At 56.8% G+C, this 16,709-nt stretch carries 16 protein-coding genes and 1 other RNA gene; 5 read left to right on the forward strand and 12 right to left on the reverse strand.

Annotation, left to right across the window (positions count from 1 at the left end):
* Positions 1 to 44 precede the first annotated feature (44 nt).
* From fba to ABD796_RS03295, 3 genes are all read right to left on the reverse strand, one after another.
* Positions 45 to 911: a class II fructose-1,6-bisphosphate aldolase gene (fba, locus tag ABD796_RS03285; protein WP_344902765.1), complete on the reverse strand. Its 867-nt coding sequence runs from the start codon at positions 909 to 911 to the stop codon at positions 45 to 47.
* Between the two features lie 121 nt (positions 912 to 1,032).
* A complete protein-coding gene (locus ABD796_RS03290) occupies positions 1,033 to 1,806 on the reverse strand; it encodes a DeoR/GlpR family DNA-binding transcription regulator (RefSeq protein ID WP_344902768.1) in 774 nt (257 codons plus the stop codon).
* 156 nt (positions 1,807 to 1,962) lie between these two features.
* Entirely contained in the window at positions 1,963 to 2,523 is a 561-nt protein-coding gene (locus tag ABD796_RS03295; protein ID WP_344904193.1) for a GbsR/MarR family transcriptional regulator, read from the reverse strand.
* A 292-nt stretch (positions 2,524 to 2,815) separates the two neighbouring features.
* On the opposite strand from ABD796_RS03295, the gene ABD796_RS03300 reads away from it, so the two are divergent.
* From ABD796_RS03300 to ABD796_RS03310, 3 genes are read left to right on the forward strand one after another with little or no spacing between them, the layout of a single operon-like run.
* Positions 2,816 to 4,033, forward strand: coding sequence for a quaternary amine ABC transporter ATP-binding protein (locus ABD796_RS03300; RefSeq protein ID WP_344902771.1), 1,218 nt, complete (start codon positions 2,816 to 2,818; stop codon positions 4,031 to 4,033).
* On the forward strand, positions 4,011 to 4,838 hold the full coding sequence (locus ABD796_RS03305; protein ID WP_344902774.1) for an ABC transporter permease: 828 nt from the start codon (positions 4,011 to 4,013) through the stop codon (positions 4,836 to 4,838). Before ABD796_RS03300 ends, ABD796_RS03305 begins: the two co-directional genes overlap by 23 nt.
* Positions 4,839 to 4,852: 14 nt before the next feature.
* Positions 4,853 to 5,755, forward strand: coding sequence for a glycine betaine ABC transporter substrate-binding protein (locus ABD796_RS03310; RefSeq protein ID WP_344902777.1), 903 nt, complete (start codon positions 4,853 to 4,855; stop codon positions 5,753 to 5,755).
* 80 nt (positions 5,756 to 5,835) lie between these two features.
* Here ABD796_RS03310 and glpX read toward each other — a convergent pair whose 3' ends face one another.
* From glpX to ABD796_RS03340, 6 genes are all read right to left on the reverse strand, one after another.
* On the reverse strand, positions 5,836 to 6,816 hold the full coding sequence (gene glpX / locus ABD796_RS03315) for a class II fructose-bisphosphatase (RefSeq protein WP_344902780.1): 981 nt from the start codon (positions 6,814 to 6,816) through the stop codon (positions 5,836 to 5,838).
* Between the two features lie 119 nt (positions 6,817 to 6,935).
* Positions 6,936 to 7,643 carry a spore cortex-lytic enzyme gene (gene sleB, locus ABD796_RS03320; RefSeq protein WP_344904196.1) on the reverse strand — a complete coding sequence of 236 codons (708 nt, stop codon included), beginning with the start codon at positions 7,641 to 7,643 and terminating at the stop codon, positions 6,936 to 6,938.
* A 95-nt stretch (positions 7,644 to 7,738) separates the two neighbouring features.
* Positions 7,739 to 8,689 carry a sugar phosphate isomerase family gene (locus tag ABD796_RS03325; protein WP_344902787.1) on the reverse strand — a complete coding sequence of 317 codons (951 nt, stop codon included), beginning with the start codon at positions 8,687 to 8,689 and terminating at the stop codon, positions 7,739 to 7,741.
* Positions 8,690 to 8,819: 130 nt separating this feature from the next.
* Positions 8,820 to 9,530, reverse strand: a complete 711-nt coding sequence (locus tag ABD796_RS03330) for a PIG-L deacetylase family protein (RefSeq protein ID WP_344902790.1) — start codon at positions 9,528 to 9,530, stop codon at positions 8,820 to 8,822.
* Positions 9,531 to 9,559: 29 nt separating this feature from the next.
* Positions 9,560 to 10,561: a Gfo/Idh/MocA family protein gene (locus ABD796_RS03335; RefSeq protein ID WP_344902793.1), complete on the reverse strand. Its 1,002-nt coding sequence runs from the start codon at positions 10,559 to 10,561 to the stop codon at positions 9,560 to 9,562.
* Positions 10,558 to 11,415, reverse strand: a complete 858-nt coding sequence (locus tag ABD796_RS03340; RefSeq protein ID WP_344902796.1) for a sugar phosphate isomerase/epimerase family protein — start codon at positions 11,413 to 11,415, stop codon at positions 10,558 to 10,560. Before ABD796_RS03340 ends, ABD796_RS03335 begins: the two co-directional genes overlap by 4 nt.
* 193 nt (positions 11,416 to 11,608) lie before the next feature.
* On the opposite strand from ABD796_RS03340, the gene ABD796_RS03345 reads away from it, so the two are divergent.
* Positions 11,609 to 12,496 (forward strand): helix-turn-helix domain-containing protein, encoded by an 888-nt coding sequence (locus tag ABD796_RS03345; protein WP_344902799.1) that lies wholly within the window; start codon positions 11,609 to 11,611, stop codon positions 12,494 to 12,496.
* A gap of 101 nt (positions 12,497 to 12,597) precedes the next feature.
* Here ABD796_RS03345 and ssrS read toward each other — a convergent pair.
* The 3 genes from ssrS to cshA all read right to left on the reverse strand — a co-directional run bounded on the left by ssrS (position 12,598) and on the right by cshA (position 15,567).
* A non-coding RNA gene (gene ssrS / locus ABD796_RS03350) (6S RNA) lies at positions 12,598 to 12,780 on the reverse strand.
* Positions 12,781 to 12,886: 106 nt separating this feature from the next.
* Complete coding sequence (locus tag ABD796_RS03355) at positions 12,887 to 13,744, reverse strand: YesL family protein (RefSeq protein WP_344902802.1); 858 nt, start codon at positions 13,742 to 13,744, stop codon at positions 12,887 to 12,889.
* 242 nt (positions 13,745 to 13,986) lie between these two features.
* Entirely contained in the window at positions 13,987 to 15,567 is a 1,581-nt protein-coding gene (cshA, locus tag ABD796_RS03360; protein ID WP_344902805.1) for a degradosome RNA helicase CshA, read from the reverse strand.
* A 582-nt stretch (positions 15,568 to 16,149) separates the two neighbouring features.
* Between cshA and ABD796_RS03365 the strand changes: the two genes are divergently transcribed.
* Entirely contained in the window at positions 16,150 to 16,692 is a 543-nt protein-coding gene (locus ABD796_RS03365) for a DUF4178 domain-containing protein (protein WP_344902808.1), read from the forward strand.
* The last annotated feature ends 17 nt before the right edge of the window (positions 16,693 to 16,709 follow it).

The raw sequence follows: 16,709 nt of genomic DNA on the forward strand, positions 1-16,709 counted from the left end.
AAGCCCATTCCGGTACAACTGGTACTCCCCCCGGCCTCCCTCGCTTAGCGGAAATCGTCCGCCTTGCCGAAGCTGCCGCACAACCGCATTTTCTCGATAGCCGCTTCCTTGAGCGCCTGCTTGGCCGGCACCATATATTTGCGCGGGTCGTTCTCCTCGGGATTTTTGGCGAATACCGCTTTGATCGCGTCGGAGAACACGATGCGCAGCTCGGTCGCCACGTTCATCTTCGCCATGCCGAGCGAGACGGCGCGCCGCACTTGCTCCTCCGGAATGCCCGATCCTCCGTGCAGGACGAGCGGCACGTCAACGAGAGCGGCGATGCGTCCGATGCGGTCGAAATCGATCTTCGGCTCTCCTTTATAAATGCCGTGCGCCGTCCCGATCGCCGGGGCCAGCGTAGGCACGCCGGTCAGCTCTACGAACTTGGCGCATTCGTCCGGATCGGCCATCAGCGCTTCGTTCTCGGCTACTACGATCTCATCCTCGACTCCGCCGACCTTGCCAAGCTCCGCTTCGACGTTGACGCCGGCCGGCCGGGCCACTTCCACGACGCGCAGCGTCTGTCTGACATTGTCGTCGAACGGGGAATGCGAAGCGTCGATCATGACCGACGTATAGCCGGCGCGGATACAACGTACGATCAGGTCGAATTCGGTGCAATGATCGAGATGGAGCGCGATCGGGATGCGGCTGGAGTTGGCGGCGACGGTAGCGGCGGCGGCAATATATTCCGGGCCAAGATGCTTGACCGTACCGACCGTCGATTGAATAATAAGCGGAGAGTTGGTTTCCACGGCCGCTTCCACAACCGCTTGCAGCATTTCCAGCGTATGCACGTTGAAGGCGCCGATACAATAACCCCCGGCGCGGGCGGCTTGGAGCATCGGAGTCGATGAAACTAGTGGCATAATAGAGTTCCTCCCGATTGCGAGTTGTTTTTTTGAATGTTTCGTTTCGTTTTGTTTCTTTTTCTATTGTAGCCGATCCTTATTCCCCTGACAAATCTTTTTTGGCCGCCCTCGATCCCCGTCAGGTTACGATTAATTGAATGCCCAGATCCCTTATACGGTCGCATGTACGGGCATCGAGGCCGTGATCCGTCACCACCGTATGCACGACCGACAGCGGCGCGACATGGGAAAAGAACACCCGGCCGAACTTGCTGTGGTCGGCGACAACGATAACCTCCTTGGCGATCGAGATCATATTCCGGTCCATGTTCGCCTCGGACAAATTCGGCGTCGTCAGTCCTTCCCGCAAATCGAAGCCGTCCACGCCCAGGAACAGCTTATCCACACGGATGCTGGCCAAAGCGCTTTCGGCCAGCGGGCCGACGAGCGCGAACGATTTGCGGCGCAGCTTGCCGCCGATCAGAATCACCTCGAAATCCGCATAATGACCGATCTGTACGGCGATGTTAGCCGCATTCGTGACAACCTTCAGCCCTTTTTTGCCCGCCAGCTTCTTCGCCAGCATCATATTGGTCGTCCCGGCCGTCAGCAGTACGGCATCCTCGTCGTTCACCAGCTTGGCCGCCGCTTCGGCGATCCGCTCCTTCTCCGCGACAAGCGCTTCCTCCTTCTCCGAGAACGACTTCTCGTGAGCGACCTCGCTTACCCGGGCGTGCAGCGCCAACGCGCCGCCATGCGTACGGATAAGCAGCTCCTTCTCCTCCAGCTTCTCCAGATCGCGCCGCACCGTCACCGGGGACACCCCCAGCGCATCGCTCAGCTCGGCCACCGTCGCTTTCCCTTCGCGGTTGACCAGCTCCATAATGCGTAAATACCTTTCCTCTGCAAACATGAATGTCCTCCTGCCATTTTTCTTGATTGGATGGTTTATATCGCTATCGTTCCATTTCGTTTCTGATCGTTTCTATGTTCAGTTTACCAGTGCCGGCAGCTTTTTACCAGAAACGAAAGAAGAACGGCTTTCCCTGAGGAAAACCGCTCTTCCCGTTCATGGCTTGTCCTTCGGAACAAGCTTGTAAATATCGCCCGATTCCAACGTATCGATGAACCGGTTCAACCACTCGTAGTAACGGAGCGCACTGTCGATTTTGTCCAGATCGCTCTGAATAATCGCCAAGGTCGCTTCCTCCCCATCCGCGGCTTCCTGCAGCCGGCGGAGCTCGGCGGACGACCGGTTCAGGGCGATTACGTTAGCCTCCACCGCTTTGCGCCATTCGATCGCGAAATAGTCGGCAAACGTCTGGTACCAGTCCGGCTCGGCCTCGTACAGATCTTTCCTGGCGCCCTTCTCCCATACTTTATGAACCATCTTCAAGTCGAGCAGGTTGCGCACGCCGGTGCTCATGCTCGTCTTGCTCATCTCCATCTCTTTTCCCATTTCATCAAGCGTCATCGGCTTTTCCGAAAAAAACAGCATGCCGTACAAATGACCGACGGATTGAGTAATTCCATATAAATCCATATTTTTGCCGATGGCCTCGATGACTCGCTTGCGGGCCTTCAGAATTGTATGCATATGCGGTTCCGGTACTGCGTCAGACGGTAGCATCTTCGTCATCCCCTCCTAGTCGGCCAACGCCCGCAATGTCGCTGCAATCCAACGTTTTGACTACTTGTTATTGTATGAGAAGCGATTCGGAATGTAAAGAAACGGGACAAGTTGAAATAGAGAGCATCGGGCAGCATACGGAAGAAATACAACGTACAGTTTTTTCTGAACGTACTTTACGTATAGTTTATGCCGTTGTAATTGCGTGAGCTTTATGGTTACAATAGACCGGTAGCTGTGTCCGGTCTGTTTCGCGAATTTTATAGAGTTTATAGAGAAGGGGTGGTTTCCTATGGCTATGATCGAGCTGCGGGAAGTGAGCAAGCTGTTCGGTCCGGCCGCGCAGCAGGCGGCCCGCCTCGTACAGGAAGGCTGGACGAAGGAAAGGCTGGCTAAAGAGAAGCAGCTCGTGCTTGCCGTCAATCGGGTTAATCTGCACATCGAGGAAGGCGAGATTTTTGTCATAATGGGGCTGTCCGGCAGCGGAAAATCCACGCTCGTCCGCATGTTCAACCGATTGATCGAGCCAACGTCCGGCGATATCGTCGTACGCGGCCGAAGCGTAACCGGCATGAACGGCAAGGAGCTGCGGGAGCTGCGGCGCAAGACGGTCGGCATGGTGTTCCAAAAGTTTGCCCTGCTTCCGCACCGCACGGTGCTCTCCAATGTGGAATTCGGCCTGGAAATCCAGGGCGTTCCGAAAAAAGAAAGAGCGACGAAAGCCGAGCAGGCGCTGCAGCTCGTCGGCCTGGATGGCTGGTCCGACAAAATGCCCGACGAACTGAGCGGCGGCATGCAGCAGCGGGTCGGTCTGGCGCGAGCGCTCGCCAACGATCCCGACGTGCTCTTGATGGACGAGGCGTTCAGCGCCCTCGATCCGCTCATCCGCCGTAGCATGCAGGACGAACTGCTTGAGCTGCAGCTGAATATGAAAAAGACGATCGTATTCATTACGCACGATCTGGACGAGGCGCTGCGGCTCGGCGATAAAATCGCCTTAATGCGGGACGGGGCCGTCGTCCAGGTCGGCACGCCGGAAGAGATTATGATGCAGCCGGCCAACGAATACGTGGAACGGTTTGTAGAGGAGGCCGACTTGTCCAAGGTGCTGACGGCGGAGCATATTATGCGGCGGCCGGAAACGATCGGCCTCGACCGCGGACCGCGCGTCGCTTTGCAGCTTATGCGCGAGCGGGGTATCTCCAATCTGTTCGTCGTCGACCGCTCGCAGACGCTGCTCGGCGTCATCTCGGCCGACGACGCTTCCGAAGCGGTGCGCACGAACCGGTCGCTTGCGGATATCGTCAACCGCGAGGCGCCTTCCGTGTCTCCGCAGACGCTGCTGAACGATCTGTTCGAAATATGCAGCTCGTCGCGGTTTCCCGTGGCCGTCGTGAACGAGCGCAGCCGGCTGGTCGGCGTTATCGTACGCGGGGCCGTGCTGGGGGCGCTTGCGGGGCAAATTCCGCAGAAAGGGGCGATGGCGGATGTTTCCGAAAGTACCTCTTGACCGCTGGATCGAACGGCTAGTCGACTGGCTGACCGTACATTTATCCGATTTCTTCGATCTGCTGTCCTCGGCGATCGGCGGTCTGGTGTCAGCGATCTCCTACACGCTTCACTTGGCGCCGCCGCTGCTGCTAGCAGCCGTTCTCGCCTTGATCGCCTACTGGCTTGGCCGCTGGCCGCTCACGGCGTTTACCGTCGTCGGTCTGCTGCTCATTATGAACCTCGGCTTCTGGGAGGAGACGATGGACACGCTCGGTCTGGTGTTGTCTTCGGCAGTCATCTCTATTGTGATCGGCATTCCGCTTGGTATCGCCTGCTCCCGGAGCAAGTTGGCCGCACAAACGGTCACGCCGGTGCTCGACTTTATGCAGACGATGCCGGCCTTCGTCTATTTAATTCCGGCGGTCATGTTTTTCGGCCTCGGCGTCGTGCCCGGCGTCATCGCTTCGGTCATCTTCGCCGTGCCGCCGACGATCCGGCTGACCCATCTGGGCATCCGGCAAGTGCCTGCGGAGCTTGGCGAGGCTGCCGAAGCCTTCGGTACGACTTCCGGGCAGAAGCTGTTTAAAGTGGAGCTGCCGCTTGCCTGGCCGACCATCATGGCCGGCATTAACCAGACGATCATGCTGTCCTTGTCGATGGTCGTGATCGCTTCGATGATCGGGGCCCAGGGCGTAGGCGCCTCTGTCTACCGCGCGGTGACGCAGATCAAAATCGGCGAAGGCTTCGAAGCCGGCCTCGCCGTCGTCATCGTCGCCATCATCTTGGACCGCTTCACGCAGCGTTTGATGAAATCTAAACGATAAAGGGGATTGGACTTATGAACATGAAATCGTTATTCGTATCTGCCATCACGGTCGCCGTTCTGCTGGCGGGGTGCTCCGACGGAAATAAGACCGCCGGGGAAACCACGGGCGGGAACGCCAAATCCGTCGCCGAGCAGGTGAACCGGCAATTGATCGGCATCGACCCTGGTGCGGGTATCATGAAATCCGCCAACAAGGCGATCGCGGACTACGACTTGAAGGACTGGAAGCTGGTCGAAGGCTCGGGCGCGGCGATGACGGCTGCTCTGGACAAAGCGATTCGCGAGAAAAAGCCGATTATCGTAACCGGCTGGACGCCGCATTGGATGTTCGCCAAATACGATCTGAAATATTTGGAAGATCCGAAGCAGTCCTTCGGCGGGGAAGAACAGATTCATACCGTCGTCCGCAAAGGCCTGAAGGCGGACCACCCGGACGCCTACGCCGTGCTCGACCGGTTCGAATGGTCGACCGACGATATGGCCGCCGTCATGGGCGCCATCCAGGAAGGCAAGAAGCCGGAGCAAGCCGCTCAGGAATGGGTAGGCGCGCATGCTTCTCAGGTGGACCAATGGGTGGGCGATGCCGGGAAAGCGGACGGCAAAGCGCTGAAGCTCGGCTACGTCGCCTGGGATTCGGAGATTGCCAGTACGAACGTCGTAAAGGCCGTTCTGGAGAGCCGGCTCGGCTATAAAGTGACCGCCCTTCAGGTTGAAGCCGGACCGATGTGGGCCGGCATAGCCGGCGGGGATACCGATGCGATGGTCGCGGCATGGCTGCCGACGACGCATGAGGAATATTTCAATAAGTATAAAGACAAGGTCGAGGATCTCGGACCGAATCTGAAAGGCACCAAAACCGGACTCGTCGTCCCGGCCTACATGGATATCGGCTCCATCGAGGATTTGAACAAGTGAGAAAACGGGCCTCCGCTTCCGCCGCAACGGCGGAGACGGAGGCCCGTCTGTATCTATCTACGCGTGTGCCGGCGTAGGCGTCAATTCGCTTCCGCGGCCAGATGGACGATATGCTTGTTGGGCAAATAGTGCAGCGCCCGAATATGGCGGATCGTTCTCGTCTGGGCCCTCATAACGAGCGAATGCGTCTCCGCCCGCTCGCCCGGCATATAGCGGACGCCTTGCAGAAAGCTGCCGGACGTCACCCCGGTGGCGGCGAAAATCACGTCGTCGGTGCCGACCATATCGTTCATCGTCAGCACTTTGTACGGGTCCTGCAGCCCCATCTCCACGCAGCGCTGGTATTCCAGCGCATTGCCCGGCATCAGCCGCCCCTGCAGCTCTCCGCCGAGACATTTCAGCGCGGCGGCGGCCAGTACGCCTTCCGGCGCCCCGCCGGAGCCGATAAACAGGTCGATACCGCTTTCCGGCATGGCCGGAGCGATCGCTCCCGCCACGTCGCCGTCGGTAATGAACTTGATGCGGACTCCCGCTTTGCGCAGCGTCCGCACAATATTTTCATGACGCTCCCGGTCGAGCATCATCACGGTCAGCTCGTGCAAGTTTTTGCGCAGGGTCTCGCTGACGATGCGGAGCGTCTCCTCCAGCGGCGCGTCGATGTCCACTTTGCCGGCCAGGGCGGGTCCGACGGCCAGCTTCTCCATATACATATCGGGCGCGTGCAGCAGCCGGCCTTTGCCCGCAATCGCCAGCACCGATATCGCATTGTCCAAGCCGCGAGCGACGATGTTCGTCCCTTCGAGAGGGTCGACGGCTACATCTACCTCCGGGCCCTGAAGACTGCCGACCTGTTCGCCGATATACAGCATCGGCGCTTCGTCCATCTCGCCTTCCCCGATCACGACAGTGCCTTTGATTGATACCGAATCGAACATCATTCGCATCGCCGTCGTGGCTGCGCCGTCCGCCTCGTTCTTCTTCCCTCTGCCCATCCATTGCGCGGCGGCCAAAGCGGCCGTCTCGGTTACGCGTACGACTTCCAGCGCCAGTTCCCTCTCCACAGTTCCATTCCCCCTAAAACGAAGCTCACTCTCCTTTTATTGTATCATTAATCCATATTAATGTGTCAATATGAATAAAAAACAAGCAAATATAACGTTTTATTTAATTCAATAAAACATTATTTACAAAAAATATGTCGACCGATCTGCTTGATTTGCGGGCGCGACCATATCCAGGCGGACGTTGCCGTCTCCGGATTGAAGTAATACAGCGCCTGACCGGACGGGTCCCAGCCGTTGATCGCATCCTGTACCGCCTTGTAAGCCGAGTCGTTGGGGGTTAACCAAATTTGCCCGTCCGCCACGGCCGTGAATGCGCCTGATTGAAAAATGACACCCGACACCGTATTCGGGAAGGATGCGCTCCTGACCCGGTTAATAATGACGGCCGCGACCGCCACCTGGCCGATATAAGGCTCGCCTCTCGCTTCTCCATAAACCGCCTTGGCCATCAGATTGATATCCGCTTGGCCGAAGCCGCTGTTCCCGCTGGGCAAATTGCTGCCGCCACCGCCGCCGGTCCCGCCACCGCCGGATGCGCCGGGACTCCAGTTTTTGGTCGCGTTGTACAGCATCAGCTTCGTCTTCGGACCGACGACGCCGTCCACCTTCATCCCGAATTTGTACTGAAAATCACGGACGGCCCGGTCGGTCTGCCAGCCGAATACGCCGTCGATCGGACCTCTGTAATAGTCCAGATACGTCAGGCGCCCTTGCAGCTCGTACACGTCCGAGCCGCTGGAGCCGTTCTGCACCGCCGTATTGCTGAAGGAAGACACGATGCCCGGAACGGCCGCCCAAGTTGCGGTAAGGAGCGTGCCGAGCAGCGCCAGGACGAGAAACGCTTTTTTCCATTTGAATGCGAACAAATACCAACACCTCCATAGCGTTAGTATGAAGGTGTTCGTTTTTTTCTATTCGTCTAATTGACCTCGGCGACCAGCGGACCGGCAAGCTCCCGGAGAAAGAACAGCTTGCCTGGAAGAGTCGGCATGAACGTCGACGGCAGCCACATATCCGGTTCGTGCCGCAGCGTAATCCAGAGCGACATGCCCTGCCACTGCATGCCGCGGCCGAGCGCTCCGTCGCAGCCCCCGATAATCCGGTCGGACTGCAGGAACAAACCCGGTCCTATCGTATTGGCTCGGCAAGGGACGAGCGTTGTGCGGCTTTTGAAGCTTGTAATGGCGTTTTGCTCGATCGTAAGCGGGTGCAGCTGCGCGCCGATCCGGTGCGTTTCCGCCTTCCACTGCTCCGCATCGGCGAACTCGGCAGCGAAATGCGGTTCCCAGAACGCAATATGCAGCATACGCCCGATACCGAATACGGTGATCAGCTCGGCCCCTTCCGCCTTCAGATCGGCGATTTTGCCGGCGTAGGTCGGCAGGTTGTCGCGGGTGGCGAAATTCCGCTGTCCTTCCGGCACGCTGAGCGAACCGAGCGGTCCGTAGAAAGCTTGCTCCATGGCGAACTGGAACGAGCCCGGATTGGAGGGAGCAAGCGTCCGGCCTTCGGCGTCGCTCCATTCGTCCATATTGAAGCCGTACACGTGGGAGCAGTCGATATTCCATTCTTTCAGAAAATAAACGGCCCACTTGTACATGCCCATCGGTCCGGCCGGCAAAATCATCGCCAGCTTGGTCCCCGCTTCCCGGGTCCGACGAATGTTCAGAGCCATCTCATGGCCAAGCATCATATCGAAATCGTATACATTCTCGCACAATACCGGATGAAAGTCGGCATTCCAGAACGATTGCCGCTCCGTCGCCGTCTCCGGCGGATGACTGCAACAGCGGTCGATCCGTTCCATATCCCACCCGGCCGGGTAAAAGCCTTCCAGCAGCGAGCCCTTAACGGTTGACATAAAATCCATGGGTTGAGCACCTCCGAACAGGAATAGGGGGCGATTTGCCGCCCCGCTTGCAAGCTTGATTTCAAAATATAGCAATATCGTGCGAAGACCGGTCATGATTTCGGTACACGAATGGCCCGGGGCGATCGGCTTACGGCAGCAGCCTCACCGTAGTCAGACGAGGCCATGCTTTGCACTGGACGAAGCCTTCGGCATAGGCGGCGCCGCACTGCAGCCCGCGGAATTTGGATACGGTGCGCACGAAGTCGAGAAAATCGATTCCGTCATGCTCGTACAGCCATTTGATCTGGCTTTCGTGAGCCGCATTCATGGCGATTTTTGTCTCGATCGTCTCCGTAATATCGACGTATTCGGTCGGCAGGAAGCCGACGCCCGCAAGCGTATCCATGTAATAGATCGGAGCCGCCTTGATCGTGTCCGGGGCGGGGACGCCGCTCTCGTAATGCGGCACCGTAGCCGCGAAGCTGGCGTCGAACACCGCCTTCGACACTTCCATATGGTCTTTCATATAGTCTTCCGGCGGATGCGTAATAATGACGTCCGGCTGCGTCTGCCGGATGACGTCCACCAGCTTGCGAATCAGCTCGTCCTCGTCCGATTTGACGTTCAGATCGGGCACGTCCAGGCTAATTACCTTGGCCCCGATCAACGCCCCCGAATTTTGCGCTTCCTGCGCGCGTATGAGCCGCAGCTCGTCCGGCCGGATCACCTTGTGTCCCTTGTTGCCGTTAGCTACATGAACCATCGTCACCTGATGGCCGAGCTTGGCGTATTTGGCCAGCGTTCCGCCGCATCCGATCTCCAGATCGTCCGGATGGCAAGCGATAGCGAGTACGTTCATTCGTTTGTTCCTCCCATATGACCGATAAATTAGCGCGATGCCGCAATTTCCCGCAGCGTTAGCCGAAGCGAGTCGCAGCCATCCTGAAGCGTGGAATTGCCGATAGGCTGCCCCGACGTCAGACACGTCAGGAAATAGTTCAGCTCGTTGTAATAACCGCCCAGGCTCGCAATGTTGCCTCCGCCCTCGGCGGCCGAGTTGGCGAGCGTTTCCAGCTGCGGCTCAAGGATAGCTCCGCCATTTTCGTAAATGCGAAGCGAAGGCGTCGAGGCCGAACTGAACACGACGGTCGCCTTCTCGAAGCTGACGCGGTACGCCATTTCGAACGGGAACGTCTCGGGGTACTCCCAGCCGCCCTCCAGCGAGATAACCGCGTCCCCGTACCGGTACAGGCTGAATATATGTCCGTTCGTTCCATTCCGCGTTACCGTCTCGGCAGAGAGCCGTTCCGGCTCACCGAGCAGGGAACGGACGAAATCGACGTCATGCACATGCAGATCGAGCGCCGCCGAGCCGCTTTTCTCCGGCTCATGCAGCCATTGCTGCCATGCCCAGCCCGGCTTCGGGCTAATCCGTTTGAATACGCCGGACAGGATGCGCCCGTATACGTTCTCGTCGGCAAGCCGCTTCAGCTCGATATATTCCGGCCAGAACCGGATGCATTGGCCGACCATCACCTGTGTCTTCGTCTCGCGCTGCAGCGCAAGCAGCTGCTCGGCTTCACTCTCGTTCAAACATACCGGCTTCTCCACGAATACGTTATAGCCTTTTCTCATCGCGGCCGACGCAATGCCGAAATGCAAGAACGTCGGCAGGCAAATATCGATCGTGTTCACGTCCGCCTCTTGAAGCAGCGCTTCCGCCGACGGGTATACCTTTGCCCCGAACTTGGCGGCAAGCTTCGCCGCTTTGTCCGCATCGTCGTCGGCAACGGCCGCGACCCGGAATTCGCCTGTGCCGGCAAGCGCCTCGTAGCAGGAAGCGTGCATCGAGCCCATAAAGCCCGCGCCGATTAACCCGATTTTGATCATAATAAGCTCCCTCCCGTTCTGCCCAAAATGGCGTCCATCGAACCCGATGTATTGTAGACGATCTGCTCCGGATAATGAAGGTAAGGCGGAATCATCTCGGCAATAACGTACCCGTCGTAGCCGACATCCCGCAGCTTCTGCGTCACCAGCGGATAATCGACGTCTCCGGCCAGCAGGTCGACGAAGGCAGACAGACCGGCTCCGCTGCGGCGGTAATCTTTGAAATGCACCTTCTTGATGCGGCTGTTCAATATTTTGATCCAATGCTCGGGATAGCCGTTAAGCAGCGTATTCCCGATATCCAGATAAGCGCCTACATAAGGCGAGCCGATGCTGTCGAGAAAGTTCCTCGTCTCCAGCGGAGACAGCAAAAACTTGTTCCAGACGTTCTCCACGCCGATCGAGACGCCTGCGGCTTCCGCCTCTGGAGCCAGCCGCTGCAGCGCTTCCAATGCGTTGTCATAGGCGACGTCATATTCGGTCACCTCCGTACCGGGCATGAAGTCCACGCCGACATGCCCAGGTACGACCAGAATCGTATCCGCTTTCAACTCCGCCGCCACTTCGAGCTGCCGCTTGACGATATCGATCGCCTTCTGACGGTTTGTCTCGGAAGTGCTCGTCAAAGCGTAAGACCACCCCAAGCCGGAAGCAAGGCTTGCGATCTCGATTCCTTCACCGTCGGCGACACTGCGCAATTCCGCAAGCTGCTTCGTTCCGCTTTCCAGACTGAGCTCGCCCGTTTCGGCCAACGCCAGCTCGATGCCGTCGAAGCCGGCCCGCTTCGCCAGCCGGATGCAGGCTTGGGCGGGCATCTCATTGGGAAACGACCATTGATTGATTCCTTTTTTCATTGCCATCCATTCCCCTCGGTTTATTGCAGCCTGCTTCCATCGTAAAGTTTCGCGCAGCCGAAAGCTTTACCGTTTCCAACGGAATGTTTATCATTTTTTCCGCGGCGGGGGTTTCCTTGAAGCAATCGTTTCGTCTAAGATGGAAGTGCGGACATGCCGCAATCGATTCCGGAGGCGGAGGGCGTTTCAGCTTATGAGTTTTATCCGAAGCCCGTTAAGAAACACATTTGAGGTCACCGACCTGTTCTCCTTGCACTATTTCGAATTTGCCAAAGACTTTATTTTCGAAGGGGAAGCTCACGATTTTTGGGAAATTTTGTATGTCGATAAAGGGGAGATTGAGGTGACCGCCGATTCGGTCGGATACGTCCTCAAGCAGGGGGATATTCTGTTCCATAAGCCGAACGAATTTCATTCCGTATGGGCGAACCGCAAAATCGGCCCCAACGTCATCGTCGTCTGCTTCGAATGCCGTTCTCCGGCAATGAAGGTATTCGAGAACAAGCTGTTCTGCCTGAACGATCAGGAGCGCAACTGGATCGCCGCGATCCTCTCATACGGCTTCGCGGCTTACGAGCCGCCGTTCGACATGCCCCGCTATCACGATCTGATCCGGCGGGATGACGCTCCATTCGGCTGTGAGCAGCAGCTGCGCATTCATATGGAGCTGCTGCTGCTCAGTCTGGCCTCGCGAGGACAGTCGCTGCCAAGGTCTAATCGGCTCTCCTCGGCCGCCAAGGAACGCAGCGAGGACGAGCTGCTGAAGCGGGCAATCGCCTATATGGAAGAGCGCCTGGAAGCCAACCTGACACTGGAGGAACTGTGCGCACGGTTCCACGTCGGGCAGTCGAGGATGAGCGCGCTGTTTAAAGATCGGCTCGGCACCGGGGTCATGAAAACGTACAAAACGCTTAAAATCGAACGAATCAAGCTGCTGATCCGCGAGGAACGCTACAACTTCACGGAAATTGCCGAAATGCTCGGTTACAGCAGCATTCATACGTTCTCACGGCATTTCAAGACGTCTGTCGACATGACGCCTACCGAGTACGCCAAAACGGTAAAAGCACGCATTTTGTAGACGGGACGTCTCCTTTACATTTAAAAAAGACCGGCTCCCGTATTAGGGGGCCGGTCGTTTTGGATGAAGTGTGCAACGTGCAAAATTCCTGCTAAAACAACAAAGAACCCGCATATGCCGTTCGATTTTCATGTTTCAAACCCGCTCTCGCAGGTGGGTGTCCGCAGCCGTCTTTTTGAAGTCCCCTTTTGAGGGCATGTCAGCCGGACGAGCAATATGGGGCTCCCTAGAAACATCCATTGGTTCAAAACAGTAGAAAATCGTGACGCACATCGCAGGATGGGCTTTGTTGTATGTTGTTCTTGCAATATGATTATTATAGGCCCAATGCCGGCAAAAGTAAACCTTCGACCGCGATTTAAGCAAAGCGGCTTCTGCCGATCGCTCTGATCAATCCGTCGGCTTCTTGTTGCCGTCCCGTTCGGCTTCATTCGGCTTGTCTGCAGCTTCGATGGCCTTTGCGGCCCCCTCGCTCTCGTTGCGCTCGCCGTCCGGACTCTCTTCCTCTATGGCATTGGCCGCCGCCTCGGCTTCTTCCTGTTCCTTCTTCTCCGTTATCATCTTCATCCGGTCAAAGATGCGGAAAAACACCCAGAACGATACGAGCGCCATCAGGCTGCCCATGAAAAACGGAATCAGAAACGTGAAATGGTAAAAACTGACGTATAAGATAACTCCATTGCCGACAAGCAGGAAAATCGTCATAACCGGATTGCCGATCGTGATAAGCATGGAGTTTTTCATAATTTGCCAAAACTTCATGTGGAAATGGACCATGATCGAGAAAAAGTGAAGCATTGCCGCCAGGACGATAAACGACAGCACGATAAATAAGATGGACAGCAGGCTGAGCGTTCCCGATTGACGCAAATAAAACGTATAGTTGATGTACATGACCGTGCCGAGCAGCACGAACACCAAGCCGCCGAGCATGCTTTGCAAATAGTTTTCCTTATAGCTGCGGAAATACGTCTTGAACAGCGGGACGTCCACGTCCCCGGTCACCCACTTGCGCGCCACCGCGAACATCGCCGCCGTTGCCGGAAACAGCGTGAAGGGCGTTACGATCGCGATGAATACAATCGATTGCTTGAAGAAATCGATCGACTCGGTGCTGCCGATCAGACCGGCCAAAGCCAAGTAAAAAAAAGGGATGGAGCAGATGACCCAAAGCACGTTGATGACCGAAAAGCGCATAATCCATTCGGATATCCGGTACAGCCCACCCATTAGTCCGCGAAATTCCAACCTGAACGTCCTCCTCCGAAGCCTTGTCTCACTTTATGTTACCTCTAATATACTATTATATTCCACAAAAGAAAAGCAAAGCCCTTCCAGGCCGGGCGGTCTGACTGCCGCGCTCCGTCCTCCCGGGACACCAATCGCGGCAGCCCGGCAGTCCCGTCCAGACTCTCGCATTGGAAGCGCTGCCTTACGTTCAAGCGAAGAAGGGACCTGCCGCTAGCGACAGGCCCCCTTCTGTATGCCGGTTAAATATTCACGAACTCCGAGTTGCTCTTCGGCTTGCGGAAATCGTCCGATTTCCGTTGGCTGCGATCTCCGTCGCGGTAACGGTCGTCACGGCTGCCATATCCGCCGCGTCCGGCGCCGTCACGGCGTCCGCCGCCGCCGGAGTAAGAAGGACGATCGCCCCCGCGGTAGCCGCCACGACTTTGCCCTTGCCCGTCGCGAACGTAGGAGCCGGGCATTTTGCGGCCCGAGCTGCGTACGTCCGGACGACGCTTCTTGGCGCGCAACGGATCTTCCGGGGTCAGCTCGATGTCGACTTCCTTCTTGTCGCCAGTCAGAAGCTTGAGCGCCGCCGCAAGAAGCTGCACGGAATCGTACTGCTCCAGCAATTGAATGGCAATGCCCTTGAATTCGGTAGAATTTTCCTGATTAACGGTCTCGATGATGCGCTCCGCCGTAACGCGTTGCTTGCCTTCGATCGCTTCGGCCAGACTAGGCAGCGGCTTGCGCGGAATGCGGTGACGCGTGACCTTCTCGATAAAGTGCAGATGATCGATCTCGCGAGGCGTAACGAACGTCCAGGCAGCTCCTTCGCGTCCTGCGCGGCCGGTACGGCCGATCCGGTGCACGTAGCTTTCCGGGTCTTGCGGAAGGTCAAAGTTCACGACATGGGTTACGCCGGATACGTCGAGTCCGCGTGCAGCCACGTCGGTAGCAACGAGCACGTCGATGCTTCCGTCGCGGAATTTGCGCATGACGTTATCGCGTTGGTTTTGCGACAAGTCGCCATGAAGCCCTTCCGCGGAATATCCGCGCTTTTGCAGCGCTTCGGACAATTCGTCTACGCGGCGCTTCGTGCGGCCGAAGATGATCGCCAGCTCCGGCGATTCCATATCCAACAGACGGGACAGCGCCTCGAACTTTTGCTTCTCGTGCACTTCCACGTACGATTGGTCGATCAACGGCGCGCTTACTTGCTTCGGAATAACCGACACGTGCTCCGGATCGGTCAGGAATTGCTTGGCCAGACGCTTGATGTTTTCCGGCATCGTAGCCGAGAACAGCATCGTGTGGCGATCCGACGGAACGAGCTGGAGAATCGATTGGATATCTTCCATAAAGCCCATATCGAGCATTTCGTCGGCCTCGTCGAGCACGACGGTGTTGACGTTGTCGAGCTTGATCGTTTTGCGGTTGATATGGTCAAGCAGGCGTCCCGGCGTACCGATAATGATTTGCGGCTTTTTCTTCAGGGCGCGGATTTGCTTCACGATGTCCTGTCCGCCGTAAATCGGCAGCGAGCGGATTCCTTTGAACCGGCCCAGCTTGCTGATTTCTTCGGCTACCTGAATAGCCAGCTCGCGGGTCGGGCACATGATCAGCGCTACGATCTTCTCTTCCGAAGGCTCGATCCGGCTGACGAGCGGAATGCCGAAAGCGGCCGTCTTGCCCGTACCCGTCTGTGCTTGACCGATCAAGTCTTTGCCTTCGAGGGCAAGCGGAATCGTCTTCTCCTGAATGGGGGTGGATTCTTCAAACCCCATCTCCGTAATAGCCCGGACAACCTTGGCGTCCAAGCCGAAATCGCTAAATAATTTCAAATCGTTTCTACTCCTTTTTACTTAGGGTATCCGTGATCCCTCTAATTTGATTTACCCTTAAGCGCGACTTTTCTATCCGATGGTTTAGTATCTCTTTCCTTAAACCCGTTTCATACGGGGATCATTTGCGGATCCGATCTCGTGATAAGAAAAACGTCAAATTCTCCCGTTCCCGCCCAAAATAAGCATTGCAACCCGAAGCCGATGCCGGATGGTTGGGGGGATCCCGAACGGGATACGCGTTTTTCCTGGAAAAGTTCAAGAAAAGGTATGAGCGGGTACCATCGCCGCCTCATTCCGTTCGTCAGCCGAACTTAAGAATATCTTTTATATAATACCACAAATCAATCTGTCATTTCCAGCTTTTTTCACTGGATAGCTGCGGATTTCTCGCCGGTTCTCTCCCTGCGCCGGAAAGGCTCTGCAGCCGCGCATATTCCGCTTCCCTCCAAGCATCTCCATGCCGGGGATGTTTGATACGTCTGTCGAACATTGTTTATTCCCGAAACCATTTGCCGAGTGAGCCGTATAACCTCATAATAAAACATATGCGAACCATGTACGCGAAGGAGCGAACGCTTTATGTCCATTTTCAAACGAATCGGCAACATACTCCGAAGCCGCAAAGAGCCTGCAGCCCCGTCGCCGCAGTCCACGCTTCCGCCGCTGGAAGCCATCTCCGTCGGCGACATCGTCAATGTCGATCTGGAAGAATACGTCGTCTCCGGCAAAGTGATCTATGCCGATCCGGGGTACGCGCCTCACCGGTTCGCTTATTATTTGCAAAGCGGTCGCGAAGTCCACTGCCTGGTCGTGGAGAAGGGCCGCACCTACGATTGCTTCATGTGCCGTTTCCTGGAGGGCGGTCTGGACGATCCGAACGACGTGCCTACGCAGCTTCAGGTCGACGGAGACGTCACCTACGAGCTGGAGCATCACCGTACGGACCGCACCCAAGCGCAGGGCAACACCGACTTCCGCAGCGGCGATCAGGTGACGGTATGGAGATATTTCGCCAACGAAACCGATCATTTTTATTTGCAGTGGCAGGACGGCAAATTTGTCGCCATGGAAGGATCGCGCATCCCTTCCGGCGAAGTGAAAGTTATCAAATCCAAAGCCTAGGAAAACCCAAACTATAA

This window comes from Paenibacillus hodogayensis (genome assembly GCF_039536325.1).
Taxonomy (GTDB): Bacteria; Bacillota; Bacilli; order Paenibacillales; family NBRC-103111; genus Paenibacillus_AB; species Paenibacillus_AB hodogayensis.